This is a genomic window from Rhodobacter sp. Har01 (assembly GCF_020564565.1).
Classification (GTDB): Bacteria; Pseudomonadota; Alphaproteobacteria; order Rhodobacterales; family Rhodobacteraceae; genus Pseudogemmobacter.
The window spans coordinates 246,929-271,125 of sequence record NZ_JAJCTD010000004.1 but is presented as its reverse complement, the minus strand read 5'-3'; the positions used below and the strand labels follow the sequence as shown (position 1 = coordinate 271,125).

26 protein-coding genes are annotated in these 24,197 nt (G+C 69.1%); 15 read left to right on the top strand and 11 right to left on the bottom strand.

Annotated elements, in window-relative coordinates; translation table 11 throughout:
• Positions 1-365 precede the first annotated feature (365 nt).
• On the top strand, positions 366-1,301 hold the full coding sequence (locus LHP98_RS12055; RefSeq protein WP_227252777.1) for a DMT family transporter: 936 nt from the start codon (positions 366-368) through the stop codon (positions 1,299-1,301).
• Here the strand turns inward: LHP98_RS12055 and LHP98_RS12050 are convergent.
• Positions 1,228-1,944, bottom strand: a complete 717-nt coding sequence (locus LHP98_RS12050; protein WP_227252776.1) for a thiamine diphosphokinase — start codon at positions 1,942-1,944, stop codon at positions 1,228-1,230. The two genes, LHP98_RS12055 and LHP98_RS12050, sit on opposite strands and share 74 nt — an antisense overlap.
• A 137-nt stretch (positions 1,945-2,081) precedes the next feature.
• On the opposite strand from LHP98_RS12050, the gene LHP98_RS12045 reads away from it, so the two are divergent.
• Positions 2,082-4,586, top strand: coding sequence for a hypothetical protein (locus LHP98_RS12045; protein WP_227252775.1), 2,505 nt, complete (start codon positions 2,082-2,084; stop codon positions 4,584-4,586).
• A gap of 21 nt (positions 4,587-4,607) precedes the next feature.
• Here the strand turns inward: LHP98_RS12045 and LHP98_RS12040 are convergent, their stop codons facing one another.
• The 4 genes from LHP98_RS12040 to LHP98_RS12025 form a co-directional block, all read right to left on the bottom strand.
• Positions 4,608-4,871 carry a DUF2842 domain-containing protein gene (locus LHP98_RS12040; RefSeq protein WP_227252774.1) on the bottom strand — a complete coding sequence of 88 codons (264 nt, stop codon included), beginning with the start codon at positions 4,869-4,871 and terminating at the stop codon, positions 4,608-4,610.
• 56 nt (positions 4,872-4,927) lie between these two features.
• Positions 4,928-6,220 carry an adenylosuccinate synthase gene (locus LHP98_RS12035; RefSeq protein ID WP_227252773.1) on the bottom strand — a complete coding sequence of 431 codons (1,293 nt, stop codon included), beginning with the start codon at positions 6,218-6,220 and terminating at the stop codon, positions 4,928-4,930.
• A gap of 377 nt (positions 6,221-6,597) precedes the next feature.
• Positions 6,598-7,977, bottom strand: a complete 1,380-nt coding sequence (locus LHP98_RS12030) for an L-serine ammonia-lyase (protein ID WP_227252772.1) — start codon at positions 7,975-7,977, stop codon at positions 6,598-6,600.
• A gap of 99 nt (positions 7,978-8,076) precedes the next feature.
• A complete protein-coding gene (locus LHP98_RS12025) occupies positions 8,077-8,751 on the bottom strand; it encodes a glutathione S-transferase family protein (protein WP_227252771.1) in 675 nt (224 codons plus the stop codon).
• Between the two features lie 319 nt (positions 8,752-9,070).
• Between LHP98_RS12025 and rpiA the strand changes: the two genes are divergently transcribed.
• The 6 genes from rpiA (at position 9,071) to LHP98_RS11995 (ending at position 15,442) form a co-directional block, all read left to right on the top strand.
• On the top strand, positions 9,071-9,856 hold the full coding sequence (gene rpiA, locus LHP98_RS12020) for a ribose-5-phosphate isomerase RpiA (RefSeq protein WP_227252770.1): 786 nt from the start codon (positions 9,071-9,073) through the stop codon (positions 9,854-9,856).
• Between the two features lie 275 nt (positions 9,857-10,131).
• Entirely contained in the window at positions 10,132-11,490 is a 1,359-nt protein-coding gene (gor, locus tag LHP98_RS12015) for a glutathione-disulfide reductase (RefSeq protein WP_227252769.1), read from the top strand.
• A 65-nt stretch (positions 11,491-11,555) separates the two neighbouring features.
• Positions 11,556-12,743, top strand: a complete 1,188-nt coding sequence (hflK, locus tag LHP98_RS12010) for an FtsH protease activity modulator HflK (protein WP_227252768.1) — start codon at positions 11,556-11,558, stop codon at positions 12,741-12,743.
• Positions 12,740-13,663: a protease modulator HflC gene (gene hflC / locus LHP98_RS12005; RefSeq protein WP_227252945.1), complete on the top strand. Its 924-nt coding sequence runs from the start codon at positions 12,740-12,742 to the stop codon at positions 13,661-13,663. The genes hflK and hflC overlap by 4 nt, the downstream gene beginning before the upstream one ends.
• Complete coding sequence (locus LHP98_RS12000) at positions 13,660-13,854, top strand: DUF2065 domain-containing protein (RefSeq protein WP_227252767.1); 195 nt, start codon at positions 13,660-13,662, stop codon at positions 13,852-13,854. Before hflC ends, LHP98_RS12000 begins: the two co-directional genes overlap by 4 nt.
• A 157-nt stretch (positions 13,855-14,011) precedes the next feature.
• Positions 14,012-15,442, top strand: a complete 1,431-nt coding sequence (locus LHP98_RS11995) for a DegQ family serine endoprotease (protein ID WP_227252944.1) — start codon at positions 14,012-14,014, stop codon at positions 15,440-15,442.
• Positions 15,443-15,513: 71 nt separating this feature from the next.
• On the opposite strand, the gene LHP98_RS11990 is transcribed toward LHP98_RS11995, so the two are convergent.
• Positions 15,514-16,056: a peptidoglycan-binding domain-containing protein gene (locus tag LHP98_RS11990; protein ID WP_227252766.1), complete on the bottom strand. Its 543-nt coding sequence runs from the start codon at positions 16,054-16,056 to the stop codon at positions 15,514-15,516.
• Positions 16,057-16,183: 127 nt separating this feature from the next.
• Entirely contained in the window at positions 16,184-16,606 is a 423-nt protein-coding gene (locus LHP98_RS11985) for an OB-fold nucleic acid binding domain-containing protein (protein ID WP_227252765.1), read from the bottom strand.
• Positions 16,607-16,696: 90 nt separating this feature from the next.
• Here LHP98_RS11985 and LHP98_RS11980 point away from each other — a divergent pair, with 90 nt between their 5' ends.
• Positions 16,697-17,020, top strand: a complete 324-nt coding sequence (locus tag LHP98_RS11980; RefSeq protein WP_227252764.1) for a 2Fe-2S iron-sulfur cluster-binding protein — start codon at positions 16,697-16,699, stop codon at positions 17,018-17,020.
• Between the two features lie 250 nt (positions 17,021-17,270).
• Here LHP98_RS11980 and LHP98_RS11975 read toward each other — a convergent pair whose 3' ends face one another.
• Together LHP98_RS11975 and LHP98_RS11970 are read right to left on the bottom strand one after the other, a co-directional pair.
• Positions 17,271-17,684, bottom strand: a complete 414-nt coding sequence (locus LHP98_RS11975) for a hypothetical protein (protein ID WP_227252763.1) — start codon at positions 17,682-17,684, stop codon at positions 17,271-17,273.
• A 10-nt stretch (positions 17,685-17,694) separates the two neighbouring features.
• Entirely contained in the window at positions 17,695-18,897 is a 1,203-nt protein-coding gene (locus tag LHP98_RS11970; RefSeq protein ID WP_227252762.1) for a pyridoxal phosphate-dependent aminotransferase, read from the bottom strand.
• A gap of 86 nt (positions 18,898-18,983) precedes the next feature.
• Between LHP98_RS11970 and LHP98_RS11965 the strand changes: the two genes are divergently transcribed.
• Both LHP98_RS11965 and LHP98_RS11960 read left to right on the top strand, forming a co-directional pair.
• Positions 18,984-19,259: a succinate dehydrogenase assembly factor 2 gene (locus tag LHP98_RS11965; protein ID WP_227252761.1), complete on the top strand. Its 276-nt coding sequence runs from the start codon at positions 18,984-18,986 to the stop codon at positions 19,257-19,259.
• Between the two features lie 78 nt (positions 19,260-19,337).
• Positions 19,338-19,835, top strand: coding sequence for a MarR family winged helix-turn-helix transcriptional regulator (locus LHP98_RS11960; RefSeq protein ID WP_227252760.1), 498 nt, complete (start codon positions 19,338-19,340; stop codon positions 19,833-19,835).
• A gap of 347 nt (positions 19,836-20,182) precedes the next feature.
• Here the strand turns inward: LHP98_RS11960 and LHP98_RS11955 are convergent, their stop codons facing one another.
• The gene (locus LHP98_RS11955; RefSeq protein ID WP_227252759.1) at positions 20,183-20,620 is read right to left on the bottom strand and encodes a DUF1178 family protein; all 438 of its coding nucleotides are present in this window, start codon (positions 20,618-20,620) and stop codon (positions 20,183-20,185) included.
• A 67-nt stretch (positions 20,621-20,687) separates the two neighbouring features.
• Positions 20,688-21,158: an NUDIX hydrolase gene (locus LHP98_RS11950; protein WP_227252943.1), complete on the bottom strand. Its 471-nt coding sequence runs from the start codon at positions 21,156-21,158 to the stop codon at positions 20,688-20,690.
• A 168-nt stretch (positions 21,159-21,326) separates the two neighbouring features.
• Here LHP98_RS11950 and LHP98_RS11945 point away from each other — a divergent pair, with 168 nt between their 5' ends.
• From LHP98_RS11945 to LHP98_RS11930, 4 genes are all read left to right on the top strand, one after another.
• Positions 21,327-21,851, top strand: a complete 525-nt coding sequence (locus LHP98_RS11945; protein WP_227252758.1) for a glutathione peroxidase — start codon at positions 21,327-21,329, stop codon at positions 21,849-21,851.
• A complete protein-coding gene (locus tag LHP98_RS11940; protein WP_227252757.1) occupies positions 21,848-22,987 on the top strand; it encodes an acetoin utilization protein AcuC in 1,140 nt (379 codons plus the stop codon). The genes LHP98_RS11945 and LHP98_RS11940 overlap by 4 nt, the downstream gene beginning before the upstream one ends.
• On the top strand, positions 22,984-23,571 hold the full coding sequence (gene thpR / locus LHP98_RS11935; RefSeq protein WP_227252756.1) for an RNA 2',3'-cyclic phosphodiesterase: 588 nt from the start codon (positions 22,984-22,986) through the stop codon (positions 23,569-23,571). The genes LHP98_RS11940 and thpR overlap by 4 nt, the downstream gene beginning before the upstream one ends.
• A 161-nt stretch (positions 23,572-23,732) precedes the next feature.
• Positions 23,733-24,056, top strand: coding sequence for a hypothetical protein (locus LHP98_RS11930; RefSeq protein WP_227252755.1), 324 nt, complete (start codon positions 23,733-23,735; stop codon positions 24,054-24,056).
• Positions 24,057-24,197 lie beyond the last annotated feature (141 nt).

The window sequence follows — 24,197 nt, the reverse complement described above, 5'->3', positions numbered from 1 at the left end:
GTGGAGCGTCCGCGCAAGCGCGGCCGCAAGCCAGTCTCTCGCCTCAGGCGCGCAAGCGCGCCAACCGGCTCGGCCGCCCGGCATCAATGCGACGCATCGTTTGTGGCCTGGCACCCGGCATTCGCCGGGGATGCCTCCGGCGGGGATATTTGAAGACAGATGAAAGCCGAACGTTCGCTTCATCTGTCCCCAAATATCCCGGGGGTGCGGGGGCTGGCCCCCGCCGCTGAGGAGGAGCGCGCAAGCGCGACGACGAGACCAAGGGCTTGCGCCGCAAGGCGCCCAGCAAGATCACGACGGCTGGCCCGGGACGCGTGTCGTTTTCGGACTGGCCGCGCGGTCGGGGGCCGGCTAGCCATGGGCGGATGAACACAGACCGCATCCTTCCCGGCGTCCTGCTGATGCTGGCCTTCTGCGTGCTGGCCCCGCTTCTGGATGTCTCGTCCAAGCTGGCCGCCGAGGCCGGCCTGCCGGTGGGCCAGATCACTACGGCGCGCTTTGTGGTGCAGGGCGCGCTGATGCTGCCGGTGGTGCTGGCGATGGGCCTGTCCCTGCGGCTGGACCGCCGCGCGCTGGGTTTCGTCACGCTGCGCGCGGTATTCCTTATCCTGTCCACCTTTTCCTTCGTCTCGGGCATTGCCGTCATGCCGCTGGCCGATGCGCTGGCCATCGCCTTTGTCGAGCCGTTCATCCTGCTGCTGCTTGGCCCGCTGATCTTTGGCGACCATGTCGGCCCGCGCCGCCTGGCCGCCTGCCTGGTGGGCTTTGGCGGCGCGCTGATGGTGATCCAGCCCTCGCTTGCCGTGTTCGGTCTGGTCGCGCTGTGGCCGCTGGGCACGGCCGTCTTTTTCGCCTTCTACATGCTCGTCACTCGCGCCATCTCGGTCTACATGCACCCCGTGGCCATGCAGTTTCACACCAGCTGGACCGGCCTGGCCCTGTGCCTGCCGGTGATGCTGGCCTTCGACGGCGGCGCGCTGCCCGCGCTTGACCCGATCTGGCCGCAGGGCCTGGGCTGGCTGTGGCTGTTCGGCGTCGGCTTCTGGGCCGCGGTCAGCCACATCTGCATGACCTATGCGCTGAAATTCGCGCCCTCGGCCACGCTGGCACCGCTGCATTACTTCGAGATCGTGGTGGCCGTGCTGATGGGCTATCTGATCTTCGACGACCTGCCGAACCGGATCACCGTGACCGGCATCGCGGTGATCGTCGCCTCGGGCCTGTACATCATCCACCGGGAGCGGCTGGCGCACCGGGACCGGGCGGCCTCGGCCGAGGCAGAGGCCCCCGCAGGGCCGTGATCGCGGCATCCAGCCGGTTGCGCGGCAGGATAACGATCATGCCGGGGCGGTCGAAGGCCAGCCGCACCGGGCCGGTCGAGACCCGGTTCGAGGTGCCGATGAAGCCGTCCGGCGCGAAGGCCAGCCCGGCGATGGGCCAGTCCAGCCCGTCGCTTTCCCCCCGCACCGGCGCCAGCGGAAACAGCGACAGCGGATCGCCCGGGCGCAGCTGCAGGTGCAGCTCCGGCGGGGCGGCAAAGGCCAGGTCGCGCGGCCCCAGCACCAGGCAGCGCCGATTCGCATGGCGCACCAATGTGTTCATCACCGCCAGCCCGTGGTCGATTCGGGCGCCGGCAAAGCCAAGCGCCAGAATGAACGGCGCCTCGATCGAGCGCAGCGCCTTGTCGAAGTCGGTGGTGGCCTGATCGGGCAGGAAATGCAGCCGGTCAGCGGGGATCGCCGCCCGCGCCGCGTCCGAGATCGAATCGAGGTCGCCTATCACAGCTTGTGGTTGGACACGGATCGGCAACAATCGGTTGGCCCCACCGTCGGCCGCGACCACCACCGGGGCTCGCGCGCGCGCCCGCGCGAGATCGCGCGTTGGAACCGGGCCTCCGCCCACCAGGGTGACCCCCTCAACGGCTTGGACAATCGGCGATTTCATGGTGATACTGTTCGAATTAAGGCAAATTTCATGCGGTGGGGCCACAATCAATCCTTCAAATTACCCTTGTCTGTCCATGGATTCGAACAGTCGCCGGGCAATGTTTCCGGCAGAGCGGAAGTGAGAGGTCTGCATCCATGATCGGTGCAAGCAAGATCCTGACGGTTTCCTATGGCACCTTCAGCTGCACGCTGGAAGGCTTCGATGATCCCTTCAACACGATGAAGGCGATTGCGGAGTATTTCCGCGACCTCGCTGCAGAGGATCGCTACTTCGGCGCCGAGCCGCCGCAACCCGACGCGGCGATGCTGCACAAGATCGCCGAGCGCGAGGTTCAGCGCCGGGTCGAGGCCCGGATGCAGGACAACGGAGTGGTGCTGCGGGCGGGTGAGGCGATCGGTCTGCCGACCGCAGCTGCCGCGGCTGCGATTCCGCCCCAGGCCCCGCCTGCCGCGGAAGCTCCGGTTGCCCCGGCCCCGGCCGAGGTGGCGGCCGAGCCGACGCCGGCCGAAGCCGCGCCGCCGGTGACGTCTCTGGTGGCCGCCGTCGCGGCCCCGGTCGATCCGGAACCTGTGGCCGCAGCGGTTGCGGAGCCCGAGGCGCCGCCACTGTCCGCGGCCCTGGCCGAAGCGATGGCCGCGCCCGCCTCTGTCGAGTTGGACAGTCACGCCCTTCAGGATGCGGCCGCGCCGGAGGCCTTCGAGGACCTTGAGGCAGAGGTTGAGCCCTTCGTTGCGCCGCAGCCCCAGCCGGACCGTCCGGTCCTGCTTTCGGCCATGCCCGAGGGCGTGGCGGCCAAGTTGGCCCGTCTGCGCCAGGCCGTTGGCTCGGCGGCGCCTGGATTTGCGCCCGGCGGCGTTGTCGTGCCGTTGATGCCGGGGCTTGCCGCCGAACCCTTCGAGGATGAGCAGGCGGCTGCGATCGAGGTTTCGGCGCTGCCTGAGGCCGCGTTTGCGCCCGATCTGCCGGACCTGGCCTACAGCCTGGCCGAACCCGCGGCCGAGGATGACGCCCTGCAAGGGGTCGCGACCGAGGCCGAGGATTGGCCGGAACCGGAAGCCTCTGACGCACCGCAGGCCTTTGCGCCCGACTTCGTCGAAGAGGGGTTCGATGCGCCCGGTCTGGCCCCGGCACCGGCGCAGGAGGTCATGGGAAGTTCGCTGCAGGCGGACCACGATGCCGTGCTGGACAGCCTGATCGCCACTCTGGCGGGCGGCGAAGAGGTGTTTCCGCAGACGATGACGGACCCTGCCAACCAGCCCGCGGTGGCTTCCTGGGCGGCTGCGGCAAGCGTGCCGGAGGCAGCCGAAGACGGCGCCTGGCTTGAGGACGAAGCCGCCGCCGAGCGTGCGGGGACCGAAGCGCCCGTGGCTGGGTCTTTCGCGGCCGATCCCTTTGCCGAGCGCGTCGATCCGGACCTGGACGACTCGCTTTATGACCTGTCGGACCTGCCGGAGGCAGAGGTGCCCGCGGCGATGACGGCGGCGGAACTGGACGATTCCCTTCCGGAAGACCTGGCCGCCGAACTGCAGGACGAGGCCGAGGGCCTGTCTCACCAGCCGGTCGAGGCAAGCCCGCCCGCAGCGGCCGAGGCCGAGGCAGAGCCGGCGCCGGATGAGACGCAGGCCCTGGTCGAGGCGGCCCGGCATGCCGTGGACGTGATGGAAAAGGCGCAGCGAGCGCGGGCGCGGGTGATCAAGATCCGCCGCGCCGATGCGTTGCCGCTGGACGACCCGAAACCGGCGCCGGCGCCTGTGTCCGTGCCGACGGCCGTCGAGGGCGAGCCGGATGTGGCGCGGCTGATGCGTCAGACCGACGACGAGATGGCAGTCGAAGAGAACCAGCGCCGGCTGTCGGCCATCCAGCACCTGAAGGCGGCCGTGGCGGCCACGGTCGCGGACCGGCTGGCCGGCGTGTCGCAGCCCTCGGAAGAGGAACGCGCCGATCCCTATCGGGCCGACCTGGCCCGGGTGGTGCGTCCGGTGCGTCCGCGTCCGGCCGAGACCTCGGTCGAGCGGCGCCCGCTGCCGCTGCGTCCGGCCGCGGTGACCCCGGATCGACCGGCGCCGCTGGTTCTGGTGTCCGAACAGCGCATCGACCGCCCGGGTCCGACGACCCCGGTGGCGCCGGTGCGGCCGCGCCGGTTTGCCGGCGTGTCGGGCATGATGGCGGCGGCAGGCGCAGCCATCGCCGAGGACGACGAGGACGAAGCCATGCTGCCGGCGCCGACGCTGCTTGCGCCGGTTCTGGCCACCCCGACGCCGGTGGTCGCAGAGGCCGACGCCCATGAGGACGAGGACGCGGGCGACCAGTCGCGGCCCGGACCGACGGCCGAGGGCGCCTTCGCGGACAGCCGCAGCTTTGCGGAATTCGCCGACCGGCTGGGCGCGACCGCGCTTCCCGACCTTCTGGAAGCGGCCGCCGCCTACGCGATCTGCATCGAACGGCGCGAGAACTTCACCCGCCCGTTGCTGATGCGCCGGATCGCCGCCGGCCAGATGGGCGACGTCAGCCGCGAGGACGGTCTGCGCACCTTTGGCGCGATGTTGCGGGAAGGCCGGATCGAGAAGGTTCGGCGCGGCCAATACGCGCTGCCCCGCACCTCGACCTACCTGGCGGAAGCGCGCAAGATCGCCGGCTGAAGGCCCGGCTGGACAACCGGATCAGGCGGAGGGGCCGGGCCCCTTCGCCTTTTCCCTTGCCGCCTGGGGGTCGGCCTGACCGACGCCGCGGAAGACAGAGCGGAACGGCAGCGCCCAGAGAAGGCCGAGGGTCAGGTAGACGGCGACCTCGGCCCAGATCGGCAGCCGGCCCCAGCGCGCATCGGCCCAGTTCACCAGGGTGACCGCGGCGACGACATAAAGCGGCATGCCGACGACCAGAATCAGCAGGGCAAGGCGTTTGCGGGTGCGGTAGCTCAGGGCCATCAGCGGGTTTCCCAGCGGGGGCGATCATCGGCCGGTCAGGGCCGACAAGCGGCGGTTCAGTCGGCGAAAGGATCGGTCACCAGGATCGTATCGTCGCGCTCGGGGCTGGTCGAGAGCAGCGCCACCGGGCACTGGATCAGTTCCTCGATCCGGCGGACATACTTGATCGCCGCGCCGGGCAGGTCGGCCCAGCTGCGCGCGCCGGCGGTGGACTGGCTCCAGCCCTCCATCTCTTCGTAGACGGGGGTGACGCGGGACTGCAGGTTGGCGGCGGTGGGCAGGTAGTCCAGCTTTTCGCCGTCCAGCAGGTAGCCGGTGCAGATCTTCAGAGTGGCGAAGCCGTCCAGCACATCCAGTTTCGTCAAGGCGATGCCCGAGACGCCCGAGGTGGCGCAAGTCTGCCGCACCAGCACGGCGTCGAACCAGCCGCAGCGGCGCTTGCGCCCGGTGACGGTGCCGAATTCGCGGCCGCGCTCGCCCAGACGGTCGCCGTCGGCGTCGAACAGCTCGGTCGGGAAGGGGCCTTCGCCGACCCGGGTGGTGTAGGCCTTGACGATGCCAAGGACGAAGTCGATCGAGGTCGGGCCAAGGCCGGTGCCGGTGGCGGCCATGCCGGCCAGGGTGTTGGACGAGGTCACATAGGGGTAGGTGCCGAAGTCGACATCCAGCAGGCTGCCTTGCGCGCCCTCGAAGAGGATGCGCTTGCCGGCGCGGCGGGCCTCGGTCAGCACCTTCCAGACCGGCTTGGCGAAGGGCAGGATTTTCGGCGCCACCTCAAGCAGTTGCGCCTTCAGCGCGGCGGCGTCGATCGGGTCAAGGCCAAGGCCGGCGCGCAGGGCGTTGTGGTGGGTCAGCAAGCGGCCGATGCGGGTGTCGAGCGTGGCCTCGTCGGCAAGGTCGGCAACGCGGATGCTGCGGCGGCCGACCTTGTCCTCATAGGCGGGGCCGATGCCGCGGCCGGTGGTGCCGATCTTGGCGACGCTGTTCTGTGCCTCGCGCGCGCGATCCAACTCGCCATGAACGGGCAGGATCAGCGGCGTGTTCTCGGCGATCAGCAGGGTTTCCGCGGTGACGGTGACGCCCTGGCCGGCCAGCTTGTCGATTTCCGACAAGAGCGCCCAGGGGTCAAGGACGACGCCGTTGCCGATGACCGAAAGCTTGCCGCCGCGGACGATGCCCGAGGGCAGCAGCGACAGCTTGTAGGTGACGCCGTCGATCACCAGCGTGTGGCCGGCGTTGTGGCCACCCTGGAAGCGCGCGACGATGTCGGCCCGCTCGCTCAGCCAGTCGACGATCTTGCCCTTGCCCTCGTCGCCCCACTGGGCGCCCACGACAACCACATTGGCCATTTGACGGAGGTCCTTCCCTGCACGGAATTGCGCCGACCCCATAACGGATGCCGTGCGCGGGGGGAAGGGGCGGTATCGAAACGGAGCGGCCGCGAAAGACGCGGCCGCACAGCTTTCCTCTCGCCTCTGCGCGCAAGCGCGCAACCGGCTCGGGTCCGCCCGGCCCCGGCGCGACGCATGACATTCGGCCTGGCGCCGGGCATCGGCCGGGGCCTCCGGCGGGGGTATTTCCGCCAAGATGAAGCTGCTCGGCCTTCATCTTGGCGGAAATACCCCCAGGGGGTTTGGGGGCAGGATGCCCCCAACGCCCGAGGAGGAGCGCGCGACGACGAGACAGAAGACTTGCGCCGCAAGGCGCGCTATTGAATCACCCCGGGTCAGCAGTTCGGGACATTGACCGCAAGGCCGCCCAGCGAGGTTTCCTTGTACTTCTCGTGCATGTCGTGGCCGGTCTGCCGCATCGTCTCGATGCAGGCGTCCAGGGACACCAGATGCTGGCCGTCGCCGCGCAACGACAGCGAGGCGGCGGAGACCGCCTTGATCGCGCCCAGGCCGTTTCTCTCGATGCAAGGCACCTGCACCAGGCCCTTCACCGGGTCGCAGGTCATGCCCAGGTGATGCTCCAGCGCGATCTCGGCGGCGTTTTCGACCTGTTCCGCCGTGCCCCCCAGCACTGCGCAGAGGCCTGCCGCCGCCATCGCCGCGGCGCTGCCGACCTCGGCCTGGCAGCCGCATTCGGCGCCAGAGATCGAGGCGTTGTGCTTGCACAACCCACCGACCGCTGCGGCGGTCAGCAGGAATTCCCCCACCCGCGTGGCCGAGGCGCCGGGCACATGGTCCAGCCAGTAGCGGATCACCGCCGGCACCACGCCGGCCGCGCCATTGGTGGGTGCGGTCACAACCTGGCCGCCGGCGGCGTTCTCCTCGTTCACCGCCATGGCATACATGCTCATCCAGTCGTTGATGGTATGTGGTGCGACGAGGTTCAGCCCGCGTTCGGCCATCAGCGCATCGTGGATGCCCTTCGCCCGCCGGCGCACCTTCAGCCCGCCGGGCAGAATGCCCTCGCCGGTCATGCCGCGGGAGATGCAGGCGTCCATCACCTCCCAGACGCGCGCCAGCCCGCGGTCCAGATCCGCGGCCGATCGGAAGCGCAACTCGTTCTGCCGCTTCATCGCCGCGATGGAGAGGCCGGACCGTCTTGCCATGTCCAGCATCTCGGCCGCGGTCTCGAAGGGCCAGGGCACCGCGGCGCGGGCCTGGCCCCTGGCCTCACCCGCCTGGGCCAGTTCGGCTGCGGTCAGCACGAAGCCGCCGCCGATGGAGTAATAGGTCTCTTGCAGGATCACGTCGCCTTCGGCGTCGGTGGCCCGCAGGATCATGCCGTTGGCATGGCCGGGCAGCGCGGGGCCGTAGTCGAACACCAGGTCCGCGCCCGGGTCGAAGTGCAGCGGCGGCAGGCCCGCGGGTTCGATGGTCTTCGTCTCGCGGATATGCGCCAGCGCCGCCTCGGCCCTGTCGGCGTCATAGGTTTCCGGCGCAAAGCCCGCGAGGCCGAGGATCGTCGCCCGGTCCGTCGCATGCCCCACCCCGGTGAACGCCAGCGAGCCGTGCAGGCTGGCCTTCAGCCCGCGCGGATGGAACGGCGAGGCGCGCAGGGTTTCAAGGAAGCGCGCCGCGGCCACCATGGGGCCCATGGTGTGGCTGGACGAGGGGCCGATCCCCACCTTGAACATGTCGAAGACGGACAGGAACATGCGCTTCTCCCGGGTTGTCCCGAACATGCGGTGCCGCGCCCGCCGCGCAAGAGCGGAATGCGACATTCCGCGCGTTTCGCGCGGCGTCCCGGACCGCGCTCAGCGGAAAAGAATCGGCGGCGCCGCGGGCGGTGCCGTGAAGAGCCGGGCGCCCAGCTCCTCTTCAACCGCGATCTGTTGCACTTCAGACCTGGTTTCGGCGGTTTCGGCATGGGCCTGCAAGGCGGGGAAGGCCGTCAGGTGGAACCAGCGCGGGTGATCGAGCGGGTATTGCGCTGCCCAGCGGCACAGCATCAGCAGGTAGCATGACAGCGGCCCCAACTGCGGAAACAGCGCCGGCTGCTGCCGCAGCGCCTGATCGACAAGGCCCAGCGCGGCCAGGAAGCGCCCGGCGGCCAGATTGACCTGACCGGCCTCGGCCTCGACTGGGGCATAGCGCCAGGGCCGCACCAGCTGGCGCAGGTCGGCATGGACGGTGTTCGACAGGAAGAACAGCCATTTCAGGAAGGCCGGGCGACCGGCGTCGGCCGGTCCCGGCCCAAGGCGATGCGCGTCCGACAGCCACAGCAGGGTGGCGCCGGTTTCCGACACCGGCCCCTGCGGCGTTTCCAGCACGGGAATCGTGCCGGTGGGGTTCAGGGCACGAAAGGCCTGGCTTTCAAGCGCGTCCGGCGCCCGGCCGACCGCGCGGAGCGCAAGCTCGATCCGCGCGGCGGCGCAGACGAGCCGCACGATTGTTGCCGCCGAATCCGGCGCGGAATGAAGCGCAAGCATGCAGACACCCCATGGTCTGGCGACAGTCTGCCAGAAGACGGCCGATTTGTCCTGTTCTGGAAACGGCAATCGGGTGCCGCTCATGGACCAGTTTCAAATCCTTGGACAGCCGCGTTTTCTTGCGCTTAACTAATTGCGGCAAAACTGTGGCAAGACAGGTTTCAACAGGAGAATCGCTGATGCCTCTTTTCGTTCTCGTCTCGGTCATGGCCGGACTCGTTCTGTTCGTCTGACGCAAAGGCAAAAGCTTTTTGCCCTTCGCGGGCCTTTGCGCTAATCCCGCAGGCGATCACCATGACGCCCAAGGGGGAGTGTGCCGATGCCCGCCGATCTGAACCCCATCGACAAGGCCAAGTTCGCGGCCGCCAAGCGGGCGGTCGATTTCGTCGAGGACGGCATGAAGCTGGGCCTTGGGACCGGCTCGACCGCGGCCTGGATGGTGCGCTGCCTGGCCGAGCGGGTGCGTGACGAAAGCCTGCGCGTCACCTGCGTGGCGACCAGCCGGCGCACGGCAGACCTGGCCGCCAGCCTGGGACTGGACGTGCGCACGCTGGATGAGGTCAAGTGGCTGGATCTGACCATCGACGGCGCCGATGAATTCGATTCCAACCTCAACCTGATCAAGGGCGGCGGCGCGGCGCTCTTGCAGGAAAAGATCGTCGCTACCGCCAGCGACCAGATGATCGTCATCGCCGATGCCGCCAAGGAGGTGGCGCAGCTGGGCGCCTTTCCGCTGCCGGTGGAGGTGATCCCCTTCGGCTGGCGCACCACCAAGGCGCTGGTCGAAGAAACACTGGTCAGCATGGATGTGCTGGGCCGTGACGTCAGCCTGCGGATGAACGGCGAGCGGCCGCTGCTGACCGATGAATCGAACCACATCCTGGACCTGCACCTCAAGCGCATCGGCAACGCGCGGCAACTGGCGCTGGTGTTGAACCAGATCCCCGGCGTGGTCGAAAATGGCCTCTTCATCGACATCTGCGACATCGTGGTGATCGGTCAGCCCGATGGCCGCGTCAGTGTGCGCGACATCAACACCGGCCGGGTCGAGGATGACCAGGTTCCTCTTGCCCCCCCGGACAACATCTTCGCCGATCTGGAATAGGGCGCGCCCCACGCCCCGCAGGTCGGCAACGCCGAAGACCCTGCAAGACCGAAGGCAACCGCGCGGACGCATTCCATTCGACCGCAGTCCACATCCCGCCAGCGGCCGGCCACGGCCAGCGCTGCTGCCTGGCCACGACCGGCCGGCCAAGTCTGGCTGCGGCCCGGGCCAGGACGCCGGGTGTCGGCTTTTTTCGCGCCTCCGGTTGTGGCAGCCTTTCGAAACCGGGTGCAATCCCTTAGGTGTGCCGGGACCAGGGACAACGGAGCCGGGGCATGACCTTCGACGTTGATCTTTTTGTCATTGGTGGCGGCTCGGGCGGGGTCCGGGCGGCACGCATTGCGGCCGCCGAGGGCGGCGCCCGGGTGGCGCTGGCCGAGGAATCGCGCATGGGCGGCACCTGCGTCATCCGCGGCTGCGTGCCGAAAAAGCTGATGGTCTATGCCAGCGAGTTCCCTGCCGAGATCGCCGACGCCCGCGCCTATGGCTGGGAGGTGCAGGCCGGCAGCTTCGACTGGAGCCGCTTCCGCACCACGCTGGAGGCCGAGCTTGACCGGCTGGAGAACGCCTATCGCGGCACCCTGCGCGGCGCAGGGGTCACCCTCCACGACACCCGTGCCGTGATCGAGGACGCTCATGCCGTGCGGCTGGCCACCGGCGAGCGGATCACCGCCAAGCACATCCTGGTCGCCACCGGCGGGCGGCCCTTCGTGCCCGACATTCCGGGCGCCGAGCTGGCCATCACCTCGAACGAAATGTTCCACCTGCCCGCCCTGCCGCGCCGCGCGCTGGTGGTGGGCGGCGGCTTCATCGCCAGTGAATTCGCCTGCATCCTGCACGGGCTGGGCGTGGCCACCACGCAATACTACCGCGGCGCGCAGATCCTGCGCGGCTTTGACGACGAGGCCCGCGGCCATGTCGCCAATGCCATGCAGGAGGCTGGCATCGCTATTCATTGCGGCACCGACGTAATGCGGCTTGAGCGCGGCCCCGGCGGCATCCGCGCCGTGGCCACCGACGGCAGCGCACGGGAATTTGACTTGGTGCTGTACGCGACCGGCCGGCGGCCGAATTCGGCGGGCCTGGGACTGGAGGCTCTGGGCGTGCAACTGGGCCGGAAGGGCGAGGTGGTGGTGGACGATTTCAGCCAGACCGCGGTGCCTTCGATCTATGCCGTGGGCGATGTGACCAACCGGGTCAACCTGACCCCGGTCGCCATCCGCGAGGGGCACGCCTTCGCCGATACCGTGTTCCGCGGCGTTCCCACGCGCTTTGACCACAGCCTGATCGCCAGCGCCGTTTTCACCCAGCCTGAGCTGGGCACAGTGGGCCTGACCGAAGAGGCGGCGCGCGAGAAAGGCCCGATCGAGGTCTATTCCGCGGCCTTCCGGCCGATGAAGACCCAGTTCGCCGGGCGCCCCGAGCGGGTGCTGATGAAGCTGATCGTGGACCAGGCCAGCCGTCGCGTTCTGGGCTGCCACATCGTCGGCCCCGGGGCGGGCGAAATGATCCAACTGGCGGCCATCCCCATCGGCATGGGGGCGACCAAGGAAGACTTCGACCGCACGGTTGCGGTGCATCCGACCATGGCCGAGGAACTGGTCACGATGCGCAAGCCTGTGCGGACCGGCTGATTGCGCTTGAATTTCCGTCGCGGATGCACAAGTCAGGCGCAACGGACGAGAGAGGAAGCAGGTTCATGGCGGGAAGCGGCGGCCCCTGGGGCGGCGGAGGCGGCGACGATGACGGCAACGGCGGGCGCGGTGGCCGCAACGACGACGACAAGCGCGGTGGCCCGCGGCGGCCCGGCGAAGGCGGCGGCCCGCAGATCCCCGAGATCGACGAGATCATGCGCAAGGGGCAGGAACAGCTGCGCGTCCTGATGGGCGGGCGGGGCCGCGGCAATGGGCCGCGCGGCCCGTCGCCCGAGGGCGGCTCACCGCTGTTTTCCGGCCGCGGCCTGGCGCTGGGCGCCCTGGCGCTTGTGGCGGCCTGGAGCTTCATGTCGTTCTACCAGGTCAACCAGGAGGAACGCAGCGTCGAACTGTTCCTGGGCGAAAGCTCGGGCGTCGGCCAGCCGGGCCTGAATTTCGCGCCCTGGCCGGTGGTGACCTATGAAAAGGTTCTGGTCACCGGCGAACGCAACACCGAGATCGGCACCGGCCAGGGCGCCGATGTCGGCCTCATGCTGACGCGCGACCAGAACATCGTCGACATCGGCTTTCAGGTGGTCTGGAACATCTCGGACCCGGAAAAATACCTGTTCAACCTGGCCGACCCCGAGGGCACCATCCGCGCCGTGTCCGAAAGTGCCATGCGCGACATCATCGCCCGCAGCGAGCTGTCGCCGATCCTGAACCGCGACCGCGGCGTGATCTCGTCCGACCTGCGCACCGCGGTTCAGGCGACGCTGGACAGCTACAACGCCGGGATCAACGTGATCCGGGTCAACCTGCAGCGCGCGCAGCCGCCGGCCGACGTGATCGACGCCTTCCGCGAGGTGCAGGCGGCGCAGCAGGAACGCGACCGGCTTGAGAAAGAGGCCGACGCCTACGCCAACCGGGTAACCGCGGGGGCTCGCGGCGAGGTGGCCTCGGTGCTGGAAAACGCCGAGGCCTATCGCGCCCAGGCGGTGAACTCGGCCCAGGGTGAGGCGGCGCGCTTCCTGTCGGTCTTTGCCGAATACGTCAAGGCACCGGAAGTGACCCGCCGGCGGCTGTATCTCGAGACCATGGAAAAGGTGCTGGGCGGCATCGACAAGGTGATCCTTGACGGCGTCTCGGGCGGTGTCGATGGCGCCGGGCAGGGCGTCGTGCCCTTCCTGCCGCTGAACGAGATGATCCGGTCAAGCGGCGGTGCGGCAGCGGCTGCAGGAGGAACCAACTGATGCGCGCGATCTACATCCTGCCGGTGATCTTCGTGATCCTGGTCGCCGTGCTGTCCTCGCTGTTCATCGTGGACGAGCGCAAGAAGGCGCTGGTGCTGCAGTTCGGCGACGTGAAACAGGTCAAGGAAGTTGCCGGCCTTGGCTTCAAGGTGCCCTTCATCCAGGACGTGGTCTATTACGAGGACCGCATCCTGGGCCTGCAGACCGCCCCGATCGAGGTGACGCTTCTCAGTGACCGCCGGTTGGTGGTTGACGCCTTCGCCCGCTGGCGCATCACCGACGTGGTGGCCTTCCGCCAGGCAGTGGGCGGCGGCGGCGAAGACCGGGCGCAGGTCCTCTTGAACAACATCCTGACCCAGGCGATCCCCGAAGTGCTGGGCAACGCCACCCAGGACCGGGTGCTGAGCCAGGACCGCAACGCGCTGATGAACCAGATCCTGACCATCGCCAAGCGCGAAGGCGCGGCTCTGGGGGTGGATGTGATCGACGTGCGGCTGACCCGCACCGACCTGCCCGAACAGAACCTGGCCGCGACCTTTGCCCGGATGCGGGCCGAGCGCGAGCGCGAGGCGGCCGACGAGATCGCCCGCGGTGGCGAGGCCGCGCAGCGGGTGCGCGCTTCGGCGGACCGCGAGGTGGTCGAGCTGACCTCGGATGCCCGCCGGCAGGCCGACGTGGTGCGCGGCGAAGCCGATGCCGAACGGAACCGAATCCTGGCCGAGGCCTATGGCCTGGACCCCGAGTTCTTCGCCTTCACGCGGTCGCTTCTGGCCTATGAGACGGCGCTGAAAGGGGGCAATTCCAGCATCGTGCTGAACCCCGACAGCACCTTCTTCGATTACCTCGGCAGCGACACGGCGCCGGTTTCCGGCGAGGTGCCCGCGCCCGCACCCGCACCCGCACCCGCGCCCGCGCCATGAGCACGGTGCTGCTGGCCATCGGGCTGGTGCTTGCGGTCGAGGGGCTGGCGCTTGCGCTGGCCCCTTCGCGCATGGAAGAGGCAATGCGCCTGATTTCCGCGATGCCGCGCGAAACGCGGCGGCTCTTGGGCCTTGCGGCGCTGGCGGTGGGCGTGCTGCTGGTCTGGCTGGCCCGCTGGCTGGCCAGTTGACGCGCCGATCACATGGGGTTGAAACTGCGCGACAGGGTTTGCATTGCGCGCGGGCCTTCCTAACTGTTGTCTCAAGTCCGCAGCGGCCGCCGGACCCCTTCCGACCGGACCGCGGCCCGACACGCATAAGGAGACCAAGCCCGTGTCCCGCGCTCGCATGACGCTTTTCCGTTCCCTGAACACCGCATCGCTTCTGGCCGTTGCGCTGAGCGCCGGCCTTGCGGTCTCGGTTCCCGCCCCGGTGCTGGCCTTTGGCGCGCCCGAGAGCTTTGCCGAACTGGCCGACAAGATCAGCCCCTCGGTGGTGAACATAACCACCCGCGCCACCGTGTCCGGCCCGATGGACGGTAGCCCGCTGGTGCCCGAGGGCAGCCCCTTCGAGGACCTGTTCCCCGATCTCGGGCCGCAGGGCCCGCAGCGCTCGGAAGCGCTGGGCTCGGGCTTCGTGATCAGCGAGGACGGCTACATCGTTACCAACAACCACGTCATCGAGGGCGCCGACGAGATCGAGATCGAGTTCTTCGGCGGCAATAAACTGCCCGCCAAGCTGGTGGGCACCGACCCCAAGACCGACATCGCGCTGTTGAAGGTGGAAAGCGACACGCCGCTGCCCTTCGTCAGCTTCGGCGATTCCGACCTGATGCGGGTGGGTGACTGGGTGGTGGCCATGGGCAACCCGCTTGGCCAGGGCTTCTCGGTCAGTGCCGGCATCGTTTCGGCCCGCAACCGGGAACTGTCCGGCACCTACGACGATTTCCTGCAGACCGACGCCGCGATCAACCGCGGCAACTCGGGCGGGCCGCTGTTCAACATGGATGGCCAGGTGATCGGGGTGAACACCGCGATCCTGTCGCCCAACGGCGGCTCGATCGGGATCGGCTTTTCGATGGCCTCGAACGTGGTGACCAAGGTCGTCGACCAGCTGAAGGAATTCGGCGAGACGCGGCGCGGCTGGCTGGGCGTGTCGATCCAGGACGTGACGCCCGACATCGCTGAATCGATGGGCCTGGCCGAAGGCGCGGGCGCGCTGGTGACCACGGTGATGGATGGTCCGTCCAAGCTGGCCGGGATCGAGGTCGGCGACGTGATCACCCAGTTCGCCGGGCAGCCGATCGGGGATGCCGGCGATCTGACGCGCCTGGTGGCCGATGCGGCGGTGGGCGAAAAGGTGCAGCTTGTGCTGCTGCGCGATGGCAAGACGCAGACCGTCGAAGTGACGCTGGGCCGTCGCGAGGAAGCCGAGGCGCTGGCCATTCCGGCCGCGGCCGCCGGCCCGGAGGGACCGCAGTCGCTGGACATCCTGGGCCTGACGCTGTCGCCGCTGACCGATGAGACGCGTGGCCAGCTGGGGCTGGCACCGGATGACAGCGGGCTTCTGGTGACCAAGGTCGATCCCGACTCCGAGGCCTATGCCAAGGGCCTGCGCGAGGGCGACCTGATCACCGAGGCGGGCCAGCAGCGCGTGGTGCGGCTGAAGGATCTTGAGGACCGTATCGCCGAGGCGCGCGAGGCCGGGCGCAAGTCGCTGCTGCTGCTGGTGCGCCGCAACGGCGATCCGCGCTTCCTGGCGCTGTCGATCGAGGACTGAGTCCGGGACGATGCACGGTGTTCGGGCGGCCGGGGGAACCCGACCGCCCTTTTGCATGCCTCAGGGCTGCCTCAGGGTGCGCCGGGTGCGGCCGCCACCAGCCCCAGGTCGCGCGCGGCGGCCAGCGACAGGTGGTCGCTGTCCAGCCCCCGCTCGCGCTGGTAGCGGCGGATGGCGGAGCGGGTGGGGGCGTCCAGGCTGCCGGTCAGCGGCAGAAGATACAGGCCGCGGGCCTTGAGCGCCCGCTGCAGGGTGGCGACGAAATCCGGGGTGATGTCGGCCGGGCAGGGGGCGCGGAACCAGACCGTGCCGCGGTCCTGCACGATGCGCTGGCTGGTCTCGGTGGCGAAGACGGCGGGCGTGGTCCGGCCATCGGCGTCGGTGGTCTCGGCGGCGACAAGGACCTGTTCGCTGATCGTCTCGATGACCGCCGGGCGGATGTCGGCCTGCCAGCAGGCGCCTTTCGGCCCCGGGGGCGGGCCGGGATCGCCTTTGAGGTCGATCAGTTCGGCGGTGAAATCGCCGCGGCTGGGGGCCTGCGGCGCAGCACCGCCGACGCAGGCGGCCAGCGCCAGCGGCAGGGTCGCGGCAAGGAAGCGTCGGATCTGGGTCATCGGCCTGTCGAGGCCCGGGTTGGTCCGGGTCCGTTGCAGCCAGGATAGCGGCAGGGCCGGGCCAGCGAAAGCCGGGGTGGCACACGTCAGGGTTGGGCGTGGCTTTCGGGGCACGAAACGGCGGTCCTCAAGGCTGATCACCCGCCCGGGTGCCGTCGGGCCGGAAGCCGGGGTCGAGCAGCCGGTCCAGCATCGGCGACAGGTCCTCGATCAATTCGGCCACGACATGCACCACGCCGGCCTCGCGCTGCAGCTTGCCGGTGACGCGCAACAGCCGCCCGGCGATGACGGCACGGCGGAAGCGTTCGTAGACATTGGCCCAGACCACCACGTTGGCGACCCCGGTCTCATCCTCCAGCGTCAGGAAGATGACGCCCTTGGCGGTGCCGGGCCGCTGGCGCACCAGCACCAGCCCGGCCACGCAGACCCTGGCGCCGGCGGGTGGTTCGACCAGCCGCTCGGCGGGCAGCGCGGCGGGCGGGCGCGGCCAGCTGCCCGGCAAGGGCAGCGGGGCCATCCAGTCGGCAAAGCGGGGCGCGTCACGGGTCATGCGAACAGATGTAGAACATTTCCGGGCCTTGGCAAAGCGCGCGGAATCGTCCTATGTCGGCGCGGCGAGGCAGGACCTGAAGGAACGGCGATGGCGAAGATCACCTACGTGGAATACGGCGGCAAACGGCACGAGGTCGAGGTCCGCAACGGCCTGACCGTGATGGAAGGCGCCCGCGACAACGGCATCCCGGGGATCGAGGCCGATTGCGGCGGCGCCTGCGCCTGCTCGACCTGCCACGTCTATGTCGACCCGGCCTGGGTGGACAAACTGCCCAAGAAGGACGCGATGGAGCAGGACATGCTCGACTTCGCCTGGCAGCCCGACCCCGTCCGCTCGCGCCTGACCTGCCAGCTCAAGGTGACTCCGGCGCTGGACGGCCTGGTCGTCCAGATGCCCGAAAAGCAGATCTGAGCCAACGCCGATTGCGATCCCGCCAGGACGCGGGGGCCAGCCCCCGCACCCCCGGAGTATTTGTCAAAGGGCAATTGCAGCTTGCCCTTTCTGAAATACTCCCGCCGGAGGCATGCCCGGCCGATGCCGGGAGCCACGCCCCGGAAGAAGCGTCGCGTCGATGCCGGGCGGCCGAGCCGGTTGCGCGCTTGCGCGCAGAGGCGAGAGGAAAGGCTTGCGGCGCATTCTTGCGCCGCTCCGCTTGACAAGCCTACCCGGACGCCTCGTCCCGGGTCAGACGCTCGGCCTTCTTGCGGACCAGAACCGAGCGCAGGTCGTGCATCGCCAGCAAGAGCGCGTCGGTCACCTGGTCCAGTTGCGCATTGGTTGCCTTCGCCTGCACCCATTGCGTGGTCAGGTTCAGGTGATCCACCGCGCGCAGGATGTCATCGACATCCCGTGCCTCCAGCAGCTTGCGCCGCCGGGTCAGCCAGTCCTCGATCGCCGCCAGGTCCGCGGCCGCAAGCTTGGTCTCGCCATGCGGCTTGACGTTGCCGTTCCTGACGTTCACCGCCGCGATCTCGACCAGTTCGATCCGGCGCTGGCGGTTCTCGGTATCGACCTTGAATACGGCCGCGCCATTCTCGCGGATGCGGAAGTAATAGTCCGGCAGATCGCCCGCCATCGCCGCCCTTTCAGACCAGCGAGGCGCAGAACCGCTGGATGCGGGCGCAGGCCTCGCGCAGCACCTCGTCGCCGGTAGCGTAGCTGACGCGGAAGTTCGGCGAAAGACCGAAGGCCGCGCCGAACACCACGGCGACGCCGGTTTCCTCCAGCAGGGCCGTGGCGAAGACCTCGTCGTTGGTAAGCACGGTGCCGCCCGGCGTCGCCTTGCCGATCACCCCCGAGATGTCGGGATAGACGTAGAACGCCCCTTCCGGTTTCGGGCAGGTGACCCCTGCGGCCTGGTTCAGCATCGACACCACCAGGTCGCGTCGGGCCTGGAAGGCCGCGCGCCAGCCGGGCAGGAAGTCCTGCGGACCGGACAAGGCCTCGAGCGCCGCCCACTGGCTGATCGAGCAGGGGTTCGAGGTCGATTGCGACTGGATCGTCCCCATCGCCTTGATCAGCGACACCGGACCGGCGGCATAGCCGATCCGCCAGCCGGTCATCGCGAAGGCCTTGGAGACGCCGTTGCAGGTCAGCGTGCGGTCATAAAGGCCCGGTTCCACCTCGGCCGGGGTGCAGAAGGTGAAATCATCGAACACCAGGTGTTCGTACATGTCGTCCGACATCACCCAGACCTGCGGGTGGCGCATCAGCACCTCGGTCAGCGCCTTCAGCTCGCTGCGCGAATAGCCTGCCCCGGTGGGGTTCGACGGCGAGTTGAAGATGAACCACTTGGTGCGCGGGGTGATCGCGGCCTCAAGCTGGTCGGGGGTGATCTTGAAGGCGGTCTCCAGCGTCGCCACCACCGGCACCGGGGTGCCGCCCGCCAGCAGCACCATGTCGGGGTAGCTGACCCAGTAGGGCGCGGGGATGATCACCTCGTCGCCCGGATTGCAGGTCGCCATCAGCGCGTTGTAGAGGATCTGCTTGCCGCCGGTGCCGACCGAGACCTGCGCCGGCGTGTAGGTCAGCCCGTTCTCGCTGAGGAATTTCGAGCAGATCGCGGCCTTCAACTCGGGGATGCCGTCCACCGCGGTATAGCGCGTCTTCCCGGCGTCGATGGCGCGCTTCGCCGCTTCGCGGATATGCTCGGGGGTGTCGAAATCCGGCTCGCCCGCGCCCAGGCCGATGACGTCGCGACCCTCTGCCTTCAGCGCCGCCGCCTTCGAGGTGACCGCGATGGTGGGCGAGGGTTTCACACGGGCCAGCGTGTCGGAGAGGAAGGCCATGGGTTGCGTCCTTTCGGGCGGTGGTCAAGGGTGGCGCCCTGTCTTAGGGTGACGGGTCAGGCGGGGCAAGCAGGAAGGGGTGCGGCATGGTCGAGACGGCGGAGGCACGCCTCAAGCGGATGGCCATGCGCAGCTGGCGCCGCGGCACCAAGGAGATGGACCTGGTCCTGGGGCCCTGGGCCGATGCCCATCTGGCCGCGATGACGCTCGAGGAACTGGATCTCTTCGACCGGCTGCTGCAGGAGAACGACCAGGACCTGATGGCCTGGACCATGGGTTCGGCTGTGCCGCCCGATTGGATCGCACCGCTGTTGAAGCGGATCACCGTCTTTGCGACAACCCGCCTGACGCAAGGCAATTGAAGCGAAACTCTCGCGAGTTTACGGAATGTTTCTGGTTTGTGCTGATTCTGCTCCTGTCTGACACAGGCGGAGCATGGAATGTCCATCCATCAACCAGTACTCGACGGGTCGCAGAAAGCGTTCCTCTCCTGCTATCTTGACAACCTGTCGCTGGTGGAACGCCTGCACAGATTGCTCCTTGACGTGATCAAGGACGAATTCGAACGGCTGCAGATCCTCGAGATCAACTCGGTCCAGGCGCTGCTGCTGTTCAACATCGGCGAGAACGAGGTGACCGCGGGCGAGCTGAAGTCGCGCGGCTACTACCAGGGCTCGAACGTCAGCTACAACCTGAAGAAGCTGGTCGAACTGGGCTACATGCACCACCAGCGGTCCGAGATCGACCGCCGGTCGGTGCGGGTGCGGCTAACGGAAAAGGGCCGCCGGGTGCGCGGCCTGGTGGGCGAGCTGTTCGCCCGCCACTCGGAAGGGATCGAGAAACGCGGGCTGGTCGATGCCAGCGGCATGGATGAGATCAACCGGTCGCTGAAGCGGATGGAGCGGTTCTGGACCGAACAGATCCGCTACATCTACTGACCCGGCACCAACCCGGCGTTTTCAAATGGAGCGGTCGCGCCCCAAAGAGGGCGCGGCCGCAGGCCTTTCCTCTCGCCTCTGCGCGCAAGCGCGCAACCGGCTCGGCCGCCCAGCATCGACGCGACGCTTCTGCTGTGGCGTGGCTCCCTGCATCGGCCGGGCATGCCTCCGGCGGGAGTATTTCAAAAAGGGCAAGCTGCAATTGCCCTTTGACAAATACTCCGGGGGAGTCTTCGCGGCACGCGAAGACGGGGGCAGCGCCCCCGCGCCCGAGGAGGAGCCTGCAAGGCGACGACGAGGCAAAGGGCTTGCGGCGCCCTTGCGCCGCTCCGCTGCTTCACCGCCGGTCAGTTGGTCTTGCGGGCGGGGCGGAAGGGCAGGGGGGCGACCGGCACGCCGTCCTCGATAAGCCGCTTCGCCTCATCGGGCCGTGCCTCGCCGTAGATCGAGCGTTCCGGCGCCGCACCGTCATGAATCGCGCGGGCCTCGGCGACGAAGTTCATCCCGACATATTCCGAGTTCGCCTCGACCTGCCGCCGCAATTCGGCCAGCGCGGTCTCCAGCTCGGTGGCCGGCAGGCCCAGCTTCGGCCGCTCTTCCGCTGCCGACTCGGCGGTCCGTGCCGGTCGCACCGAGGGCGCCATCAGCGCCTTCTCGATCTGCCGCAGGCCGCAGACCGGGCAGGCCAGCTGGCCGGTGCCGGCCAGTGCCGCATAGGCCTCGGCAGAAGCAAACCAGCTTTCAAAACCGTGGCCGGCCTTGCAGGTCAGCGCGTATCGGATCATCGCCTCGTCCGTTCCGTCGTCTCGCTGCGGGCGCGACGCAGCGCGCCCAGGGGTTCGGCCGCCGCGTTCAAGCCCCGGCGGCCGCTTGCTCTGCCGCTTCGCCGAAGGCCAGGATCAGCGCCCGCAGCTCCGGCTCGCCGACCTTGCGTGCCGCCTTTTCCGGTGCGAACCACTTGCGCCGCCGCTCGCCGCGTTCCGGGTAGCGGCGCTGCAGCCGGTCCACCCGCAACGGAAACACCTCGACTGCACAGGTCACGTCCTTGGCCGCGGGCCGCAGCTTGAGGTAACTGTAGACGCCCAGACTCGCCCCATCGACCCGGCCCTCGACGCCGGCCTCTTCCCAGGCCTCCTGCGCCGCCGCCATCGCCGGGACAAAGCCCGCCATCGGCCAGCCCTTCGGGATGATCCAGCGCCCGGTGTCCCGGCTCGTCACCAAGAGCACCCGCGCCTTGCCGCCGTGCATGCGCCAGCAGAGCGCGCCGTATTGCGGGACCGCCGCCGCGCTTCCGGCGGCTTCGATGGCACTCTGGTCGGTCATGTCCACGCTGTCTTCTCTTTGGCCCCGACGCGCGGGGATGCTCTGCCCTGTTTGCCAGTGTCTCATGCCCTTGCTGGCTGCGACAAGCCTGTTGCACGCGATTCGCGGGGATTTGACGCAGTTGTTGCGCGGCTTATCTTCTGTTCATCCCCCGAAAGGAGATCCGCCATGCCCCGCCTCGCCCTGCTCGGTGCCCTGACCGCCGTGACCGCCCTGACCCTGCCCGCCGTCGCCTCGGCCGGCTTCACCTTTGCCGCGATCGACGGTGGCACCATCGACCTGGACGACTGGGCCGGCCACCCGGTCCTGGTGGTCAACACCGCCTCGCTCTGCGGCTTTGCCGGACAATTCGATGATCTGCAGAACCTGCATGACGAACTGGGGCCGCAGGGCCTTCGCATCCTTGCCGTTCCCTCTGACGACTTCGCGCAGGAACTGGACAGCGAGGCCGCCGTGAAGGACTACTGTGTGGCGAACTTCGACCTGACGCTGCCGATGACCGAGATCACCCATGTGACGGGCGCCAAGGCGCATCCGTTCTATGCCTGGCTGAAGGACGACCACGGTTTCGAACCGGGGTGGAACTTCAACAAGGTCCTGCTCGGTCCCGCGGGTCAGGTCGTCGACACCTGGGGGGCCGGCGCCAATCCGCAAGGTGCGATCCGCCGCCGGATCGAAGCGCTGCTGCCTTGAAACCCGGGCGGCCGGTCGGGCAGTCGGCGGTCGGGCCGGTCTTAGTCGGCTCTGACATCTACCGCGGCTCGTCCTACGGGCCGGCGCATCCCCTACGGGTGCCCCGAGTCTCGACGGTCATCGACCTGGCGCGCGCCTTGGGCTGGCTGCCGCCAGAGCGTTTCCAGCCCAGCCCGCGCGCCAGGCCGGCGGCGCTGCGCGCGTTCCACAGCGACGACTACCTCGCCGCCTTGCAGGCCGCCGAAGCCGAGGGCCGGGTCAGCGACGAAGTCCGCGCCCGCCATGGCCTGGGCACGCTGTCGAACCCGGTCTTCGCGCAGATGTTCCGTCGCCCCGCCACCGGGGCCGGCGGCACCCTCTGGGCGGCCGAGGCGCTGGCCCGTGCCGCCACCGGAGCCGTCCATGTGCCGGGCGGCGGCACCCACCACGGCCTGCCCGACCGCGCCAACGGCTTTTGCTACCTCAACGACGTGGTGCTGGGGATCAAGGCGATGCTGGGCGCGGGCCTGTCGCGTGTGGCCTATGTCGACCTTGACGCGCATCACTGCGACGGGGTCGAGGCGGCCTTCGCCGGCGACGCTCGCGTCCGCATGATCAGCGTGCATGAAGAGGGGCGCTGGCCGTTTTCCGGCCGTCTCACCGACACGGCCGGCGGCTCGGGCTTCTTCCTGCCGGTGCCGAACGGCTATAACGACAGTGAAGCCCGCGCCGTGCTCCACGGCCTGATCCTGCCGCGGGTGGCCGAATTCGCCCCCGAAGCGCTGGTCGTGCAATGCGGCGCCGACAGCCTGGACGAGGACCCGCTGTCGCGCCTGTGCCTGTCGAACCGGGCCTATCTTGAGGCGCTGGCCGGCCTGCGCCCGCTGTCGCCGCGCCTGTTGCTGCTGGGTGGCGGTGGCTACAACCCCTGGTCGGTCGGCCGGCTCTGGACGGCGATCTGGGGCTGGCTGTCGGGTCAGGACCTTCCCGACCGCCTGCCGCCCGACGGGCGCGAGGTGCTTGCGGCGCTGTCCTGGGGCCGCCCGGGCCGCCCCGACCCCGACCCTTCGCTGCTGGACCGGCTGCTGGACGACCCCCGCGAAGGCCCGATCCGCCCCGAGATCGCGGATCGCCTGGGTTGGCTGAGGCAACGATGATCCGTGCCTTTCTCGGCCTTGCTCTGCCCGAAGCGGTGCGGTCGGCGCTGGCGCTGCAGCAGGCCCTGCTGCCCTTGCCGCGCCGGGTGGCACCCGAGACCCTTCACCTGACGCTGGTGTTCCTGGGCGAGCAGCCGGATGCCGCGCTGGAGGCCGCGCACGACGCCTTCGCCACCCTGAGGGTCGCCGCTTTTCCGCTTTCTCTGCAAGGCCTTGGCCTGTTCGGCGGCGCCCGGCCCCGGGCCGCCTGGGCCGGGGTGGCACCGTCCGGGCCGCTGATCGGCCTGCAGGCCACCGCCGAACGGGCCGCCCATCTGGCCGGCATCAGGCTCGAGCACCGCCGCTTTGTCCCTCACGTCACCCTGGGCCGCTTCCCGCCGCCCGACTTTGCCGCGACCGCGCGGCTGGAACGCGCCGTCGCCGAAGGGTTCGCCTTCTCTGCCGGCCCCTGGATGGTGCAGGACATGGTGCTGTGGCGCAGCCACCTCGGCCCGCGCGGCGCGCGCCACGACGAACTGGCGCGCTATCCCTTCGCGCCTGGCCCGAGGCCGGGCCAGGTTGGGGCCGAGATGGGGCCGGACTGAGAAAGCCGCTTCCCGCGTTTCCGAAGCCCCCCTCGGCCGGCACTCGCCGTGCCGGGCCCGTCCCTTGCGGCCAACCAAAGCCGGTCCTCGTCCCCCTTCGGCCCGGAGCGTGCGCAAGGTGCATGACGACTTGGGGCGGCTCTGTTCATCGACCTTTTCTCATGGCCGACCTGCAGCGGGTCTCCGCCAGGGCCCCGTTCGAACGAACCGTCCTGGCCGCGCCGGACCTGGCACGGGCCGAGCGCCGGGCGGTCATCCTGATCCCGGACCATTTCGGCCCTGGCGAGGTGTTCCGTGCCGGTTTGATCCTGCGCGACGGCCGGCTGCGGTTCCTGGGCCAGCCGGCCGGTGCCGCGCTGACTGCCGCGGACGCGGCGCTGCTCCACGACGCGCTGCCGTTGCCGATCCTTGCCGTCCGCCAGCCGATAGGGCCGTCGTTCCGGGCGCTGGAACGCCCGGCGACACCAGCGTCCGTTCGACCCTGAAGCAGAACCCGAAGCCGAAACCGATCCGGGGGCCAAGGCGCAATTTCCGACGCTCAGGCGATGCCGGCCCTCCCCACCCTTGAGGCCGCCCGTCCATCCCGATAGCCTTGGGCAATGCACAACGGGCGGGGCCAGGCGATG

Excerpts from the sequence above, each read along its gene's own strand:
- LHP98_RS12055 (WP_227252777.1), top strand. The coding sequence starts at position 366 with ATGAACACAGACCGCATCCTTCCCGGCGTCCTGCTGATGCTGGCCTTC.
- LHP98_RS12050 (WP_227252776.1), bottom strand. The coding sequence starts at position 1,944 with ATGAAATCGCCGATTGTCCAAGCCGTTGAGGGGGTCACCCTGGTGGGC.
- LHP98_RS12045 (WP_227252775.1), top strand. The coding sequence starts at position 2,082 with ATGATCGGTGCAAGCAAGATCCTGACGGTTTCCTATGGCACCTTCAGC.
- LHP98_RS12040 (WP_227252774.1), bottom strand. The coding sequence starts at position 4,871 with ATGGCCCTGAGCTACCGCACCCGCAAACGCCTTGCCCTGCTGATTCTG.
- LHP98_RS12035 (WP_227252773.1), bottom strand. The coding sequence starts at position 6,220 with ATGGCCAATGTGGTTGTCGTGGGCGCCCAGTGGGGCGACGAGGGCAAG.
- LHP98_RS12030 (WP_227252772.1), bottom strand. The coding sequence starts at position 7,977 with ATGTTCCTGTCCGTCTTCGACATGTTCAAGGTGGGGATCGGCCCCTCG.
- LHP98_RS12025 (WP_227252771.1), bottom strand. The coding sequence starts at position 8,751 with ATGCTTGCGCTTCATTCCGCGCCGGATTCGGCGGCAACAATCGTGCGG.
- rpiA (WP_227252770.1), top strand. The coding sequence starts at position 9,071 with ATGCCCGCCGATCTGAACCCCATCGACAAGGCCAAGTTCGCGGCCGCC.
- gor (WP_227252769.1), top strand. The coding sequence starts at position 10,132 with ATGACCTTCGACGTTGATCTTTTTGTCATTGGTGGCGGCTCGGGCGGG.
- hflK (WP_227252768.1), top strand. The coding sequence starts at position 11,556 with ATGGCGGGAAGCGGCGGCCCCTGGGGCGGCGGAGGCGGCGACGATGAC.
- LHP98_RS12000 (WP_227252767.1), top strand. The coding sequence starts at position 13,660 with ATGAGCACGGTGCTGCTGGCCATCGGGCTGGTGCTTGCGGTCGAGGGG.
- LHP98_RS11995 (WP_227252944.1), top strand. The coding sequence starts at position 14,012 with ATGACGCTTTTCCGTTCCCTGAACACCGCATCGCTTCTGGCCGTTGCG.
- LHP98_RS11990 (WP_227252766.1), bottom strand. The coding sequence starts at position 16,056 with ATGACCCAGATCCGACGCTTCCTTGCCGCGACCCTGCCGCTGGCGCTG.
- LHP98_RS11985 (WP_227252765.1), bottom strand. The coding sequence starts at position 16,606 with ATGACCCGTGACGCGCCCCGCTTTGCCGACTGGATGGCCCCGCTGCCC.
- LHP98_RS11980 (WP_227252764.1), top strand. The coding sequence starts at position 16,697 with ATGGCGAAGATCACCTACGTGGAATACGGCGGCAAACGGCACGAGGTC.
- LHP98_RS11975 (WP_227252763.1), bottom strand. The coding sequence starts at position 17,684 with ATGGCGGGCGATCTGCCGGACTATTACTTCCGCATCCGCGAGAATGGC.
- LHP98_RS11970 (WP_227252762.1), bottom strand. The coding sequence starts at position 18,897 with ATGGCCTTCCTCTCCGACACGCTGGCCCGTGTGAAACCCTCGCCCACC.
- LHP98_RS11965 (WP_227252761.1), top strand. The coding sequence starts at position 18,984 with ATGGTCGAGACGGCGGAGGCACGCCTCAAGCGGATGGCCATGCGCAGC.
- LHP98_RS11960 (WP_227252760.1), top strand. The coding sequence starts at position 19,338 with ATGTCCATCCATCAACCAGTACTCGACGGGTCGCAGAAAGCGTTCCTC.
- LHP98_RS11955 (WP_227252759.1), bottom strand. The coding sequence starts at position 20,620 with ATGATCCGATACGCGCTGACCTGCAAGGCCGGCCACGGTTTTGAAAGC.
- LHP98_RS11950 (WP_227252943.1), bottom strand. The coding sequence starts at position 21,158 with ATGACCGACCAGAGTGCCATCGAAGCCGCCGGAAGCGCGGCGGCGGTC.
- LHP98_RS11945 (WP_227252758.1), top strand. The coding sequence starts at position 21,327 with ATGCCCCGCCTCGCCCTGCTCGGTGCCCTGACCGCCGTGACCGCCCTG.
- thpR (WP_227252756.1), top strand. The coding sequence starts at position 22,984 with ATGATCCGTGCCTTTCTCGGCCTTGCTCTGCCCGAAGCGGTGCGGTCG.
- LHP98_RS11930 (WP_227252755.1), top strand. The coding sequence starts at position 23,733 with ATGGCCGACCTGCAGCGGGTCTCCGCCAGGGCCCCGTTCGAACGAACC.